Origin of the sequence: Nocardioides sp. 31GB23 (assembly GCF_040012395.1) — a bacterium.
GTDB lineage: Bacteria > Actinomycetota > Actinomycetes > Propionibacteriales > Nocardioidaceae > Nocardioides > Nocardioides salarius.
Genome location: NZ_JBDYKJ010000041.1, coordinates 26785 through 41823, shown reverse-complemented (window position 1 = coordinate 41823; position 15039 = coordinate 26785). Strand labels below are relative to the sequence as shown.

The window sequence follows — 15039 nt, the reverse complement described above, 5'->3', positions numbered from 1 at the left end:
GGCCTGGAGTGACCGATGTGTCGAATTCCCCGCGCCATGGCGCGGCCCGGGGTTGGCCGCTGGGTTGCTCGAAACCCCGCAGCCACACGGCGTACGGCGCGTGGGCACCTGCCCATTGGTCGAGCAGCGAGGGACGGAGGCTCTGCGCGGAGTGGTCACAGACAACGTCTCGCAGTGCTGCTGACTTGCCGTTCGTGACCACTGCGCGCTCAGCAGGATGGCCCGGCGTACGGCGCGTGGGCACCTCACCGGGTCTCGACGACGTTCCTCGCTGGTGCTCGTCACTGCTCGACCGACGGCGTCGGTCAGCGGGAGCCGGGCATCTCCGCACCCGGGGGGCGTGCCTCCAGCCACGACTGGAAGCCGGTCAGCGACGATGTTCCCATCGCCAGCTCGACGTCGGCCCCGGTGGCGCTGCGGCACACGATGACCACGTGGTCGGGGAACAGCGAGGACTGCTCGGCACCCTCCGGCGCGCGGCGAGCCTCGTAGGTCAGCTCGCTGCGCTCCCAGGTGCGCTTGGGCCGTGGCGACAAGGAGAAGATGCGGAACCACTCGAGCTGCTCGCCCGAGTAGCGCCCGATCCCGAGAAGCCAACCGCGCCCGGCCCTGTCGGACCGGACGCGGTGGCTGAGCTCGAAGGTGCCGCCGTCACGAGCGATGACACGACGGCGCACGACCAGGGCGAGGCCGTAGAGGAGGACGAGCACCAGGAGCACACCGGCTGCGTCGAGCAGCCACTGCCACACCGGCATCCACGTCCCCCTGCCTGAGTCCCGACCGCGCTGAGGGCATCACCCTAGCGGCACGGTCGGGACTCCAGCAGGTGGGGTCAGCCCGCCTTCTCGGCTGCCCGGATCCGGGCCTGGGCGCGCCGCAGGTGCAGCTCGCGCTCGTCGCCGGTGGGCATGCCCTCGGCCGCCTCCAGCGCCGCCTTGGCCTCGTCGATCTTGATCTCCTCGGCGAGCAGGGCGTGCTCGGTCAGGATCGAGACACGGTCGCCGGCGACGGAGAGGAACCCGCCGTCGACCGCCGCGTGCACGACACCCTCGACCGAGCTGATCTCCACCGCGGCCTCGGTGAGCAGCGACAGCAGGGGGGCGTGCCCGGGCAGCACACCCAGGTCACCCTCCGTCGTGCGTGCGATCACCATCGACGCCTCGCCGGACCACACGGTCCGGTCGGCGGCGACCAGCTCGACCTGCAGGCCGGTGCCGATCTCGTCCGCCATCAGAGGTTCTTCTGGATCTCGGCCCACTTCTTCTCGACGTCGTCCAGACCGCCGCACATGAAGAAGGCCTGCTCGGCCACGTGGTCGTACTCGCCCTCGGCGATCTTGTTGAACGCCTCGATCGTGTCGGCGACCGGGACGGTCGAGCCCTCGATGCCGGTGAACTGCTTGGCCACGTAGGTGTTCTGCGAGAGGAACCGCTGGATGCGGCGCGCGCGGGACACGATGACCTTGTCCTCCTCCGACAGCTCGTCGACACCGAGGATGGCGATGATGTCCTGGAGCTCCTTGTTGCGCTGCAGGATCTGCTTGACGCGGATCGCGCAGTCGTAGTGCTCCTTGCCGATGTACTGCGGGTCGAGGATCCGCGACGTCGAGGTCAGCGGGTCCACGGCCGGGTAGATGCCCAGCGAGGCGATCTCGCGCGACAGCTCGGTGGTCGCGTCGAGGTGGGCGAACGTGGTGGCCGGCGCCGGGTCGGTGTAGTCGTCCGCGGGGACGTAGATCGCCTGCATCGAGGTGATCGAGTTGCCTCGCGTCGAGGTGATCCGCTCCTGGAGCACACCCATCTCGTCGGCCAGGTTGGGCTGGTAGCCCACGGCCGAGGGCATCCGACCCAGCAGGGTCGAGACCTCCGAGCCGGCCTGGGTGAACCGGAAGATGTTGTCGATGAAGAGCAGCACGTCCTGGTTCTGCACGTCGCGGAAGTACTCCGCCATCGTCAGCGCCGAGAGCGCCACCCGCAGGCGGGTGCCCGGCGGCTCGTCCATCTGGCCGAAGACGAGGGCGGTCTGCCCGAGGACGCCGGCCTCCTCCATCTCAACGATGAGGTCGTTGCCCTCGCGGGTGCGCTCGCCGACACCGGCGAACACCGACACACCACCGTGGTTCTTGGCCACCCGGGCGATCATCTCCTGGATGAGCACCGTCTTGCCCACACCGGCGCCGCCGAACAGGCCGATCTTGCCGCCCTGCACGTAGGGCGTCAGCAGGTCGATGACCTTGATGCCGGTCTCGAACATCTGGGTCTTCGACTCGAGCTGGTCGAAGGCGGGCGCCTTGCGGTGGATGCCCCAGCGCTCGTGCTCGGCGAGCTGCTCGCCCTCCTCGAGGTTCAGCACGTCGCCGGTGGCGTTGAAGACGCGACCCAGGGTCACGTCGCCAACCGGCACCATGATCGGCTCACCAGTGTCGATGACCTGGCCGCCGCGCACGAGGCCGTCGGTCGGCTTCAGCGAGATGGCACGGACCATGCCGTCACCGATGTGCTGGGCCACCTCGAGGGGCAGCACCGTGGTCTCACCGTTGAGGACGACCTCGGCGGTGAGCTTGTTGTAGATGTCGGGCATGTTGTCGACGGGGTACTCCACGTCGACGACCGGGCCGATCACGCGGGCGATGCGCCCCACGCTGGCGCCGCCGGCCTGGGTGGTCTCTTCAAGCGTTGCAGTCATGTCTCTCACTCACTCCACTTATTCGGCACCGGCGTTGGCATCGGCGAGCGCGTTGACGCCACCGACGATCTCGCTGATTTCCTGGGTAATGCCGGCCTGGCGGGCCTGGTTGGCGATCCGCTTGTACTTCTTGATGAGCTCTTCGGCGTTGTCGGTGGCCGACTTCATCGCCTTCTGGCGGGCGGCGAGCTCGGAGGCGGCCGCCTGCAGCAGGCAGAAGAAGATCCGCGACTGGACGTACTGCGGCAGCAGCCCGTCGAGCACCGCCTCGGGCGAGGGCTCGAACTCGTAGAGCGGCAGCAGCTCGGACTCCTCGGGGGCCTCCTCGCCCTCGACGACCTCGAGCGGCAGCAGCCGCACCGCGGTCGGCTCCTGGGTCAGCATCGACACGAAGCGCGTGTAGACCACGTGCACCTCGTCGACGTCGCCCTCCTCGCCCTGCTCGCGCAGGAACCGCTCGATCAGGGTCTCCCCGATCTCCGCGGCGACGTCGTAGGACGGCTGGTCGGAGAACCCGGTCCAGGTCTGCTCGACCGGACGCTGGCGGAACTTGTAGTACGCCTCGCCCTTGCGGCCCGCGATGAAGGTGTCGATCTCCTTGCCCTCCTCGCGCAGGCGCTCGGCGAGCCTCTCGGCCTCCTTGAGCACGCTCGAGGAGTAGGCCCCGGCCAGGCCACGGTCGCTCGTGACGATCAGGACGGCGGCCCGCTTGGGGTTCTCCTCCTCCTTGGTCAGCGGGTGGTCGACGTCCGAGAACGTCGCCACCGCCGACACCGCACGGGTCAGCTCGCGGGCGTACGGCGCTGCCGCCTGTGCCCGCTGCTGCGCCTTGACGATCCGGGACGCAGCAATGAGCTCCATGGCGCGCGTGATCTTCTTCATCGACTCGGTCGACTTGATCCGCGCGCGGTACTCACGCAGCGATACGGCCATGGTCAGCCCCGCTTCTGCTTGACGATCTGCTCCTGGCCGAGCTCGTCGTCCTCCATCGCCTCGGCGTCGGCCTCGTGGCCGATCTTGATCGAGCCGCCGTCGGAGGTCTCGAACTGGTCGAGGAAGGAGTCGTACGCGCTCTCCAGGCCGTCCTCGTCCTCGAACTTCTGCGTCTCGCGGATCGAGGACAAGATGCCCTCGTGCGAGCGGCGCACGTAGTCGATGAACTCCTGCTCGAAGCGGATCACGTCGCCGACGGGCACGCGGTCGAGGCGACCGGTGGTGCCCAGCCACATCGAGACCACCATGTCCTCGAGCGGGTACGGCGAGTAGGCCGACTGCTTGAGCAGCGCCATCAGGCGCTGGCCGCGGTCGAGCTGCTGGCGCGAGGCGGCGTCGAGGTCGGAGGCGAACATCGCGAAGGCCTCCATGGCGCGGAACTGCGCCAGGTCGACCTTGAGCGAGCCGGTGACCTTCTTCATCGCCTTGGTCATGGCGGCACCACCCACGCGCGAGACCGAGACGCCCACGTCGATGGCCGGGCGCTGGTTGGCGGCGAAGAGGTCGGACTGCAGGAAGATCTGGCCGTCGGTGATCGAGATGACGTTGGTCGGGATGAACGCCGAGACGTCGTTGGCCTTGGTCTCGATGATCGGCAGGCCGGTCATCGAGCCCGCGCCCAGCTCGTCGGAGAGCTTCGCGCAGCGCTCGAGCAGGCGGCTGTGCAGGTAGAAGACGTCACCCGGGTAGGCCTCGCGGCCCGGCGGGCGACGCAGCAGCAGCGACACGGCGCGGTAGGCCTCGGCCTGCTTGGTCAGGTCGTCGAACACGATCAGGACGTGCTTGCCGTCGTACATCCACTGCTGGCCGATGGCCGAGCCGGTGTACGGCGCGAGGTACTTGAAGCCCGCCGAGTCCGAGGCCGGCGAGGCCACGATGGTGGTGTACTCCAGCGCGCCGGCCTCCTCGAGGGCGCCACGCACGGAGGCGATGGTCGAGCCCTTCTGGCCGATCGCGACGTAGATGCAGCGCACCTGCTTCGTCGGGTCGCCGGAGTCCCAGTTCTGCTTCTGGTTGATGATCGTGTCGATCGCGATCGTGGTCTTGCCGGTCGCGCGGTCACCGATGATCAGCTGGCGCTGGCCGCGCCCGATCGGGGTGAGCGAGTCGATCGCCTTGATGCCGGTGGCCATCGGCTCGTGCACCGACTTGCGGTCCATCACCGTCGGGGCCTGCAGCTCCAGGGCACGACGACCCACGGCGGAGATCTCGCCGAGACCGTCGATGGGGTTGCCGAGCGGGTCGACCACACGGCCCATGAAGTCGTCGCCGACCGGGACCGAGAGGATCTCGCCGGTGCGGCGCACGGTCTGACCCTCCTCGATCTTGTCGAAGTCACCGAGGATGACGACGCCGATCTCGCGGGTGTCGAGGTTCAGGGCCAGGCCCCGGGTGCCGTCCTCGAACTCCAGCAGCTCGTTCGCCATGGCCGAGGGCAGACCGCTGACGCGGGCGATGCCGTCGCCGGCGGAGGCGACGTAGCCGACCTCTTCGCGGCTGGACGCGTCGGGCTGGTAGTCGGCGACGTACTTGGCAAGCGCGTCACGGATCTCGTCCGGACGGATGGAGAGCTCCGTCATCTTGGTGCCTTCTCTCTTGTGTCTCTACGAAGTCGGGTTGGTGCGGGCGGTCAGCCGACGAGGCGGCGGCGGGCGTCGTCGAGACGGCTCGAGATCGTCCCGTCGATGACGTCGTCGCCGATCTCGACCCGGATGCCACCGAGGACGGCGGGATCGACGACCACGTTGAGGTGGACGGGCCGGCCGTACTGACGCTCGAGGGCGCCGGCGAGGCGGGCGCGCTCGTCGTCGGGCAGGTCGCGTGCGACCCGCACCGTGGCGACGCCCTGGTGCTGGGCCTCGGCGGCCACCTTCTGGTACTCGGCCAGCGCCACACCGACGGTGCGGTAGGTGCCGGCGAGCGCCTGGGTGACCAGGCTGAGCGTGGCGGGAAGGACCTTGCCGGCGAGGAGGTCCTCGACGAGCCGGGCCTTGTCCTGGTGGGAGCGGGCGGGGTCGGAGAGTGCGTCGCGCAGGGCCGGCGTCGACCTGACCGCCTGCCCGAAGGCGAACATCTCGTCGGCGAGGCGCGAGGCGTCGCCACCCGCCGAGCGCACCAGCGTCACGACGCTGAGGTGCTCGAGGGCGTCGGCGAGGTCACGGGTCCTGGTCCAGCGACGGCTCACCGCCGCGCGCAGCACGACCAGGGCCTGCTCGCTCACCTTGCCGCCGAGGACCTGGTCCACGAGTCCCTGACGGGCCTCGGGGGCCACCGAGGCGTCGGTGACGAAACGCCGCAGCGCCCCCTCGCCGCGCAGGGTCGTGGCGACCGAGAAGAGGTCGCGACTGACCTGCGTGGCGACCTCCGGCGAGCCGGAGACCGAGGTCTCCAGCTCACCGGTCAGCGTGGCGACGGCGTCGGCCGATGCTCCGCGGAAGTCCGAGGTCATCTCAGTTGACCCCCGGCGTCCCGGTCTCGAGGTCGGCGAGGAAGCGCTCGACGACGCGACCCTGGCGGGCCTCGTCCTCCAGGCTCTCCCCGACGATGCGACCGGCCAGGCCCGTGGCCAGCGAGCCGACCTCGGCGCGCAGCGACGCGACCGCCTGCTGGCGCTCCGCCTCGATCTGCGCCTTGCCGGCCTCGACGATGCGGGTCTGCTCGGCCTGCCCCTGCGCACGCAGGTCGCTGACGATCGCAGCGCCCTGCTCGCGGGCCTCCTCACGGATGCGCGCCGCCTCGTGGCGGGCGTCCGCGAGCTGGGCCTCGAGCTCGGCGAGCTTGGCGTCGGCCTCGGCCTGCTTGGTCTCCGCCGCCGCGAGGCCGCCCTCGATGGCGGCGGTGCGGTCGGCGTAGGCCTTCTCGAAGTTCGGGACGACGAACTTCCAGATCAGGCCGAGCAGGATGAGGAACCAGACTGCGCCGAGAATGATCTCGGACAGGTGCGGGATCAGCGGGTTGAGCTCTTCCGCTGCCCGAACGGACTCAGACATGTATCACCTCGTGAGGTAGGGCGCCGAGGCGTAGGTCACTGGATGGCGAAGGCGAGCGCGATGCCGATGATCGCCAGGGCCTCGGCGAGCGCGAAGCCGAGGATCGCGATCGACTGGAGGCGCGACTGGGCCTCGGGCTGGCGGGCGACACCGTTGATGTAGGCAGCGAAGATCAGGCCGACCGCGATGGCGGGACCGATCGTGGCGACGCCGTAGCCGAGCATGTTGAGAGAGCCGGTCACAGCTTTCCTTTCGTCGTGACGCAGGGCGCGTCGTGGAGTCTCATGACTTTGTTGACCATATGAAGTTGTGGGAATCGGGGGTGCGGACGGGCCGCACGGTGCGCCTGGGCGCGGTCGGCTCAGTGCTCCTCGGCAACCGCACCGGCGACGTACATCGCGGTCAGCAGCGTGAAGACGTAGGCCTGCAGGAACATCACCAGCAGCTCGAGGGCGCTGACGAGGAAGAACATGATGATCGCACCGATGCCGCCCACGATGTTGAGCGCGGAGGGCGAGGCCTCGACCAGCAGGTACTCGCCGCCGAGAGCGAAGAGGATCAGCAGCAGGTGGCCGGCGAACATGTTGGCGAAGAGTCGCAGCGCCAGCGTCACGGGGCGCACCACGATGTTGGACAGGATCTCCAGGGGCACGATCAGCAGCAGCATGACGCCGCTGACACCGGCCGGCACCGAGACGTGCTTGAGGTAGCCCAGCGCGCCGTGGCGCCAGATCCCCACGCCGTTGTAGAGCAGCCACGAGAGTGCCGCCAGGCCGTAGGCGTAGCCCGAGTGCGAGAACGTCGGGAACTGCACGATCGGGATCATGCCGAAGTAGTTGTTCACCAGCACGAAGGTGAACAGCGCGAAGAGGTAGGGCACGAACTTCATGAAGTGCTCGGAGCCGATGGACTCGCGGGCGATGGAGTTGCGCACGCCGCCGTAGACGAACTCGCCGGCGAACTGCATGCGTCCGGGGACGATGGCCGCCTTGCGCGACATCGCGTAGAAGAGCGCGAAGATCAGCACCACGGACAGGCTGACCATGACCATCGGCTTGGTGACCTCGCCGATGATCGGCGGCAGGTCGAAGTCAGCCGGCCCAGGGGGCGTGAAGCCCTCCGCGGCCATGATCACCGCAATGGTGTCAGACATCAACGCCCTGTCTCCTTCGTGTCGCATTCGGTGCAGAAGATCGTGCTCGTGCTCATGGTGCCCGTGCTGGGCCTGGTGGTCACGCCTCGGGGTCCGAGGGCTCCTGCGGTGCGCGTCCGAAGCGGACGATCACCACGTAGAACCCCAGCACCGCGCCGAGCACGAGGCCCGTCGGCAGCAGGAACGCAGTCCCCAGCCAGCGGTCCCCCGCCCAGCCCAGGCCGCCGTAGAGAAGCACACCGGCGCCCAACGAGCCGAACGCGGCCCAGGGGTCCGTCGACGGCTCGCTCGAGCGATCGGGGACGTGGTCTCTCGGCGCCATGGCGATCCGGACGATAGCAGTCGTGGGTCACGTCGCGTCACCCGCGTCCTCGGAGGTACGCGAGCGCTCGCGCAGGTCGTAGACGGGGATGCGCACCCGGACCGCGGCCGTGACCTGCCCGGCCATCCAGGCCAGCACGACGGCCAGCAGGCCGCCGAAGAGCCAGCGGCGCTCGGCGACCCCGGCGAAGGCGGGCTGCTCGGACAGCGTCACCAGCAGGACCACCACGAGCACCAGCTGCAGCGTGTAGGTCAGCAGTGCCACCATCAGCGAGGCGTGCGGCATCAGGCCGCTGACGACGTCGACGGTCACCGACCCGAAGAGCATCACCCCGAGGACGGCCAGTGCCCCGATCAGGGCCGCGCCCGCCGCGTCGGGTCCGGCGACGAGGGCGCCGACGCCCGCGACCAGCAGGCCGGGTGCCAGTGCCGCAGCCGCGACGACCCCGTGCAGAGCCACCGCGCCGGGGCGGCGGTGCTCGTGGGCGGTCGTCGCGGACGTCATCGGCGGCCGTTCTCTGGGGGACAGACGGGGGTCGAGGTGTGGTGCGGAACCAGCCGCGCCACCTCGTGAAAACTATCACAAGGTCGCCGGGGCCCGGCAACTGGAACGATCCAGGGCCGCCTCAGGCGGGGGGTCCGGCGGGCACTGCGTGCCCGGGCCGGTGCAGCACCGGCAGCAGGAAGGTCAGCGCCACCGTCAGCCCGGCTCCCCCGGCCAGCGCAGCCACCACCCACGGCCCGGAGTAGAGGCTGGCCAGCACCGTCCCGAAGGCGACCAGGGCCGCCCACATCCACATGATCAGCACGGCACGACGCTGCGAGTGGCCGATCTCGAGCAGCCGGTGGTGCAGGTGCTGCTTGTCGGGGGCGAACGGCGACCTGCCGGCCCGGGTGCGGCGCACCACGGCCAGCACCAGGTCGAGCAGCGGGACCACCAGGATGGTGATCGGCAGCAGCAGCGGCAGCAGCGTCGGGGCCAGGCTCGCCTGGGAGCCCGCCCCGCCCTGGGACAGGTCGGAGCCGGCGAACTGCCCGGTGAGGGTGACCGCGCTGGCCGAGAGCACCAGCCCGATCAGCATCGACCCGGAGTCGCCCATGAACAGCCGGGCCGGGTTGAAGTTGTGGGGCAGGAAGCCCACGCAGGCCCCCGCCAGCGCCACCGCCAGCAGCGCCGCCGTCGTGGCCCGGGGTGCGTTGTTGAGGCTGGTGAGCTGGTAGCAGAACAGGAAGAACGCCAGCGCACCCACGCCCACGACGCCGGCGGCGAGGCCGTCGAGGCCGTCGACGAAGTTCACCGCGTTGATCGTCGCCACGACCAGGAAGCCGGTCAGCAGCGCGCTCTGGGTGGGGTCGAGCGAGAAGACCTGCCCGTCGGGGCCGGTGAAGAAGTAGAACTGCACTCCGAAGGCCACCAGGAACCCCGCCGCCAGCAGCTGGCCGCCCAGCTTGGTCAGGGCGTCGAGCTCGAAGAGGTCGTCGAGCACCCCCACCGCACAGATGAGCGCTCCCGCGACGATCACCACACCGGCGTCGCGGAAGACCACGGCCCCGCTCAGCGAGAGGAACGGCAGCTCGCGCGCGACCAGGTAGGCCGCCACCAGCCCGCCCAGCATCGCCAGGCCGCCCAGGTAGGGGATCGGCTCCGCGTGCACGTCGCGGTCGCGGACCCGGGCCACGGCCCCGGTGCGCAGCGCGATCTCGCGCGCGATCACCGTGAGCAGGTAGGTGACCGACGCCGCGACGAGGAAGACCAGGATGTACTCGCGCACCGCTCGCCCGCTCAGTCCTCGGCGGTCAGCGTCGCGCCGAGCGGCTCGAGGACGGCGTTGAGCTGGTCGAGCGAGAGCGCACCGACGCGCAGCACGCGGCCCTGGGCGCCGGTCACGTCGACGATCGTGGAGGGCTGCGCCCCGTCGGCGCCCTGCGGGCTGGGGCCGGCGTCGACGATCACGTCGACGTGCTCGCCGAGCATCTCCTGCGCGGCGTCGGCGTCGGTCGCGGCGGGACGGCCGGTGAGGTTCGCCGAGCTCACCGCCAGCGGACCGGTGCGCTCCAGGAGCTCACGGGCGACCTCGTGGTCGGGCATCCGCACCGCCACGGTGCCGCGGGTGTCACCGAGGTCCCACTGCAGCGAGGTCTGCTGGTGGCACACGATGGTCAGCGGCCCGGGCCAGAACGCCTCGACCAGCGCCCGTGCGTAGCCGGGCACCCGCACGGCCAGCGCGTCGAGCGTGGTGGCGGCGCTGACCAGCACCGGCGGCGGCATGTCCCGACCGCGGCCCTTGGCCTTGAGCAGCGCGCGCACCGCGGCCGGGTCGAAGGCGTCGGCACCGATGCCGTAGACGGTGTCGGTGGGCAGCACCACGAGACCGCCGCGCTGGACGGCCAGGCTGGCGGCGTCCAGCGCCTGCTCGCGCTCGTCGGGCGTGGAGGTCCCGTGGCGTTCCATGGAGGTCATCGTGCCAGCCTCGCCGTCACGAAGCGTGCACGCCCTGCCAGGTCGCGGTGGTCGCGCACGTCGCGCCACCGCCCGCTGGCACTGAGCACGTCGGGTGCGGAGGAGCCCTGCACGTCGGCGTGCTCGGCCCCGAGCACTCCCCCGGGACGCAGCAGCACCGCGGCGCGACGCTCGAGCACGCGCAGCGCGTCGAGCCCGTCGTCGCCGGAGAAGAGCGCGAGGTGCGGATCGTGGTCGCGGGCCTCCGGGGCGACCGACTCCCACGCCTCGAGAGGCACGTACGGCGGGTTGCACACGACCACGTCGACGGTGCCGGCGAGCTCCTCGAGCTCGGTGGCCATGTCGCCCAGCCGCAGGTCGACACCGGTGCCGAGCAGGTTGCGCTCGGCCCAGGCGTGCGCGGCCGGGTCGAGCTCGACGGCGTGCACCCGCGCCGCGGGCACCTCGTGGGCCACCGACCTGGCCACCGCGCCCGAGCCGGTGCACAGGTCGACGACCACCGGCTCGTCGAGCAGGCCGGCCTGCTCGACCGCCCAGCCGGCCAGCAGCTCGGTCTCGGGGCGGGGCACGAACACCCCGGGCCCCACGGCCAGCTCGACGTGGCGGAACCAGGCGCGACCGGTGAGGTGCTGCAGCGGCTCGCGGGCGGCGCGGCGCGCGACCAGGGCATCGTACGCCGGCAGCGCGTCCGGCCCGACCTCCTCGACCAGCACCAGCCGACCGCGCTCGGTGCCCAGCACGTGGGCGAGCAGCTCGGCGGCGTCGTGCTCGGGGCTGGGGACGCCGGCCGCACGCAGCCGCTCCACAGCGGTCGAGAGGACCACCCGCCGCGCGGTCACTCAGTCCTCCAGCGCAGCGAGACGCGCGGCCATGTCGGCGTCGGTGCACGACGCGATGACCGGACCGAGGTCGCCGTCGAGGACCTGGTCGAGGTTGTAGGACTTGTAGCCGGTGCGGTGGTCGGAGATGCGGTTCTCGGGGTAGTTGTAGGTGCGGATGCGCTCGGAGCGGTCGACGGTGCGCACCTGGCTGCGCCGGGCGTCGCTCGCCTCGGCCGCGGCCGCCTCCTGGGCCACCGCCAGCAGCCGGGCGCGCAGGATCCGCATCGCCTGCTCCCGGTTCTGCAGCTGGCTCTTCTCGTTCTGGCAGCTGGCCACGATGCCGCTCGGCACGTGCGTGATCCGCACCGCGGAGTCGGTGGTGTTGACGCTCTGGCCGCCGGGGCCGCTGGAGCGGAAGACGTCGATGCGCAGGTCGTTCTCGTCGATGCTGACGTCGACCTGCTCGGCCTCGGGCAGCACCAGGACCCCTGCCGCGCTGGTGTGCACGCGCCCCTGCGACTCGGTGACCGGCACCCGCTGCACGCGGTGCACGCCGCCCTCGAACTTCAGCCGGGCGAACGGGGCCTCCCCCGGCTCGGGCGTGCCCTTGGCCTTGACCGCCACCGTGACCGACTTGTAGCCACCCAGGTCGGACTCGGTCGAGTCGAGGACCCCCACCGACCAGCCGTGGCGCTCGGCGTAGCGGGTGTACATCCGCAGCAGGTCACCGGCGAACAGGGCGGACTCCTCGCCGCCCTCACCGGACTTCACCTCCAGCAGCGCGTCCTTGTCGTCGGTCTCGTCGCGCGGCACCAGCAGCCGGCGCAACCGCTCGGCCGCCTCCTCGCGGCGCGCGTCGAGCTCGACCGCCTCCTCGCCGAAGGCGGGGTCCTCGCCGGCGAGCTCGCGGGCCGCGCCGGCGTCCTCGCCGAGGCGCTGCCACTCCCGCCAGGTGCGGATCACCGCCGAGAGCTCGGAGTAGCGGCGGTTGAGCCGCTTGGCCAGCCGGGCGTCGGCGTGCGTCTCGGGCTCGGCGAGACGCTGCTCGAGCTCGGCGTGCTCGGCGAGCATGCTCTCGACGGCCTCGAACATCGGTGGCTCCTGGGGTCGGACGAGCGACGGGCGGGACGGGGCAGGACAACAGGGCGGGACAAATGACGAGCGCCGGTCCACCGCCGCGGGGCGGTGGACCGGCGCTCGAGGTGGAGCTACTTCTTCTTGGCGTAGCGGGCCTCGAAGCGGGCCACGCGGCCGCCGGTGTCGAGGATCTTCTGCTTGCCGGTGTAGAACGGGTGGCACTGCGAGCAGACGTCGGCACGCATGGTGCCGGAGGTCGCGGTGCTGCGGGTGGTGAAGGTGCTGCCGCAGGTGCAGGTCACCTGGGTCTCGGTGTACTCCGGGTGGATGTCCTTCTTCATGCTTCCCTCTTTCGTCGGGGCCGCCGGGTCGCCGCCGTCTTCTCCGCGGGTGCGGTGCGGGGACGTGAACCGGAGCCGGTCGTATTGTGCCAACCAAACTCGGCACCTTCCAATTCCAGCCGGGCCGTGACCGGGGCTCAGCCGTCGGACTGGAGCGGGATCCGCACCACGACGCGGGTGCCCCGGCCCTCCTCGGAGTCGATGCGCACGTCGCCGCCGTGCTTGTCGACGATGGTCTGCACGATCCGCAGCCCCAGGCCGGTGCCGGCGATCTCGTTGGTCACGGCGTTGGAGGCGCGGAAGAACCGGCTGCCGAGGCGCTCGAGCTCGGCGGAGGGGATGCCGATGCCCCGGTCGAGCACCGTGACGACGCCGGAGCGGCGCCCGTCGGTCTCCTCGATGCGCAGCGAGACCGTGACCCGGCCCTGCTCGAGGCTGAACTTCACCGCGTTGCTGAGCAGGTTGAGGAAGGCACGCCCGAGCATCGGCCGGTCGGCCAGCACGACGACGGGGTGCTCCCCGAGGTCCTGCTCGACCACGATGCCGCGGCCCGAGGCGGTGATGGAGACGTCGGTGACGGCGTCGCGCACCAGCGGGACCAGGTCGACCGCCTCCAGCGAGGTGGCCCGGTTCTCGGCCTTCGACAGGGTCAGCAGGTCGTCGATGAGCGTCTTGAGGCGGGCGACGTTGCGCCGGCTGGCCTCGAGGATCCGCTCGTGGCGCGGCGACATCGTGTCCTCGAACTCCTCGGCCACCATCTCGAGGTAGCCGTGGATCGTGGTCAGCGGGGTCCGCAGCTCGTGGGAGACGTTGGAGACGAAGTCGTCGCGCGCGGTGTCGAGCACGCGCAGCTCCTCGGTCACCTTGTGCTCCACCGCGCGCGCCCGCGACTGGGCGTCGGCGAGGTCGTTGAGGGCCAGCGCGACGGAGCGGACCTCGCGCGGGCCCTCGGGCCGGGCCCGGACGGTGGGGTCCTTGGCCATCTGGTGCACGACGCCCTCGAGCGCCACCAGCGGGCGCGAGACCTCTGCCAGCAGCCGCGCCCGGGACCGACCGACCACGAGCCAGCCCAGCAGGGTCAGCAGCGCCACCGACCCGATGGTGGCCCGCAGGCGCCAGGTCGCGGCGGCGCTGGCCTCGCGCACCCGGCTGCCGAACAGCGCGGCGGTCTCCTGGTGCGCGGCCCGCACCTGCTCGAAGAGGCGCTGGCCCTGGCGGTAGCGACGCAGCTGGAAGGTCTCGGCACCGCCGGGCGCCTGGACCCGTGGCTGGGCGTAGTCGACCAGCCAGCGCTCGGCAGCGTCGCGCTGCGCCTGCACCAGGGCCATCAGCGGTGCGTCGGCGGCGGCGTACTGCGCGACGACCTGCTGGTGCCCCGGCAGCCTGGCGAGCGCCTGCTGGTAGTCGTCCAGCGCACCGGGCTCGCCGCTGCGCGCCCACGCGCCGACGGCCGACTCGAGGTCGGTCAGGTCCTGCAGCACCGCCTGGTTGCCCACCGAGGCCGGCTGCAGCCCCTCGGTGAGGTCGTCGACGGCGCGGGTGGAGAGCACCACGCCCACGATCGCGATCAGGGCGATGACGCCGATCAGGACGGCCAGGCGGTGCAGCGCCGGGGTCAGGGTCCGGGCGACGGTGCGCGGGCTCGAGCCCTCGGTGACGACCACCGTGTCCGCGCCGCGCTCAGACCGACCGGGACAACAGCGCCTCGACCCTCGCCGCGAGCTCACGCGGGCTGAAGGGCTTCGTGATGTAGTCGTCGGCGCCGGAGTCGAAGCCCGACTCGACGTCGGACTCCTGCGCTCGCGCGGTCAGCAGGATGACGGGAAGGTCGGCCAGCCCCGGGTCGGCACGGATCGCACGGATGGCCTCGAGCCCGGAGACCCCCGGCATCATCACGTCGAGCACCGCCAGGTCGGGCCGCGAGGCCTGGCACGCCTCGACAGCCGCGGCGCCGTCGGCCACCGCGGTGATCTCGTGGCCCAGGGTGGAGAGCTTGAACTCCACCAGCTCTCGGATGTCGACGTCGTCGTCAGCGACCAGGATGCGTGCCACGTTGCGAGGCTTCCTCTCTCTCCGGCTGACCCTCCGGCCTCCCTAGGAGGGCCGCCAGCATGTGGGCGACAGCGTATCCGTATCGCTGCCGCGACGACGGGCACACCGCCGATTCGGCTGTGCCGGGCCCGCGTCGACGTCGTAC

The 15039-nt window shown here is 71.0% G+C and carries 18 protein-coding genes; all 18 read right to left on the bottom strand.

The genetic code is table 11. The features are described from left to right. Positions 1-305: 305 nt before the first annotated feature. Entirely contained in the window at positions 306-755 is a 450-nt protein-coding gene (locus tag ABKW28_RS14180; RefSeq protein WP_341231109.1) for a DUF2550 domain-containing protein, read from the bottom strand. A 77-nt stretch (positions 756-832) separates the two neighbouring features. Next, a complete protein-coding gene (locus ABKW28_RS14175; protein ID WP_348610693.1) occupies positions 833-1231 on the bottom strand; it encodes a F0F1 ATP synthase subunit epsilon in 399 nt (132 codons plus the stop codon). After that, complete coding sequence (atpD, locus tag ABKW28_RS14170) at positions 1231-2685, bottom strand: F0F1 ATP synthase subunit beta (protein WP_193667496.1); 1455 nt, start codon at positions 2683-2685, stop codon at positions 1231-1233. The genes ABKW28_RS14175 and atpD overlap by 1 nt, the downstream gene beginning before the upstream one ends. 18 nt (positions 2686-2703) lie before the next feature. Next, on the bottom strand, positions 2704-3618 hold the full coding sequence (locus ABKW28_RS14165) for a F0F1 ATP synthase subunit gamma (RefSeq protein ID WP_193667497.1): 915 nt from the start codon (positions 3616-3618) through the stop codon (positions 2704-2706). 2 nt (positions 3619-3620) lie between these two features. Then, entirely contained in the window at positions 3621-5258 is a 1638-nt protein-coding gene (gene atpA, locus ABKW28_RS14160; RefSeq protein WP_193667498.1) for a F0F1 ATP synthase subunit alpha, read from the bottom strand. A 50-nt stretch (positions 5259-5308) separates the two neighbouring features. Further along, positions 5309-6127, bottom strand: coding sequence for a F0F1 ATP synthase subunit delta (locus ABKW28_RS14155; protein ID WP_193667499.1), 819 nt, complete (start codon positions 6125-6127; stop codon positions 5309-5311). Between the two features lies 1 nt (position 6128). Next, entirely contained in the window at positions 6129-6668 is a 540-nt protein-coding gene (locus tag ABKW28_RS14150) for a F0F1 ATP synthase subunit B (protein WP_179617064.1), read from the bottom strand. A 35-nt stretch (positions 6669-6703) separates the two neighbouring features. After that, on the bottom strand, positions 6704-6892 hold the full coding sequence (locus ABKW28_RS14145; RefSeq protein WP_179617595.1) for a F0F1 ATP synthase subunit C: 189 nt from the start codon (positions 6890-6892) through the stop codon (positions 6704-6706). A gap of 137 nt (positions 6893-7029) precedes the next feature. Then, on the bottom strand, positions 7030-7821 hold the full coding sequence (gene atpB / locus ABKW28_RS14140; RefSeq protein WP_193667500.1) for a F0F1 ATP synthase subunit A: 792 nt from the start codon (positions 7819-7821) through the stop codon (positions 7030-7032). A 79-nt stretch (positions 7822-7900) separates the two neighbouring features. After that, a complete protein-coding gene (locus ABKW28_RS14135) occupies positions 7901-8143 on the bottom strand; it encodes an AtpZ/AtpI family protein (protein WP_348610690.1) in 243 nt (80 codons plus the stop codon). A 27-nt stretch (positions 8144-8170) separates the two neighbouring features. Next, positions 8171-8647, bottom strand: coding sequence for a hypothetical protein (locus ABKW28_RS14130; protein WP_348610687.1), 477 nt, complete (start codon positions 8645-8647; stop codon positions 8171-8173). Positions 8648-8768: 121 nt separating this feature from the next. Beyond that, on the bottom strand, positions 8769-9914 hold the full coding sequence (locus ABKW28_RS14125; RefSeq protein WP_193667502.1) for an MraY family glycosyltransferase: 1146 nt from the start codon (positions 9912-9914) through the stop codon (positions 8769-8771). 11 nt (positions 9915-9925) lie between these two features. Further along, positions 9926-10603 (bottom strand): L-threonylcarbamoyladenylate synthase, encoded by a 678-nt coding sequence (locus ABKW28_RS14120; protein ID WP_193667503.1) that lies wholly within the window; start codon positions 10601-10603, stop codon positions 9926-9928. Next, positions 10600-11442, bottom strand: a complete 843-nt coding sequence (prmC, locus tag ABKW28_RS14115) for a peptide chain release factor N(5)-glutamine methyltransferase (RefSeq protein WP_193667504.1) — start codon at positions 11440-11442, stop codon at positions 10600-10602. The genes ABKW28_RS14120 and prmC overlap by 4 nt, the downstream gene beginning before the upstream one ends. Continuing rightward, the gene (gene prfA / locus ABKW28_RS14110) at positions 11443-12516 is read right to left on the bottom strand and encodes a peptide chain release factor 1 (RefSeq protein ID WP_348610684.1); all 1074 of its coding nucleotides are present in this window, start codon (positions 12514-12516) and stop codon (positions 11443-11445) included. Positions 12517-12632: 116 nt separating this feature from the next. After that, a complete protein-coding gene (gene rpmE, locus ABKW28_RS14105; protein ID WP_179617069.1) occupies positions 12633-12842 on the bottom strand; it encodes a 50S ribosomal protein L31 in 210 nt (69 codons plus the stop codon). 137 nt (positions 12843-12979) lie between these two features. Further along, positions 12980-14506 carry an ATP-binding protein gene (locus ABKW28_RS14100; protein WP_193667506.1) on the bottom strand — a complete coding sequence of 509 codons (1527 nt, stop codon included), beginning with the start codon at positions 14504-14506 and terminating at the stop codon, positions 12980-12982. A 16-nt stretch (positions 14507-14522) separates the two neighbouring features. Then, a complete protein-coding gene (locus tag ABKW28_RS14095; protein WP_193667507.1) occupies positions 14523-14894 on the bottom strand; it encodes a response regulator in 372 nt (123 codons plus the stop codon). Positions 14895-15039: the final 145 nt, after the last annotated feature.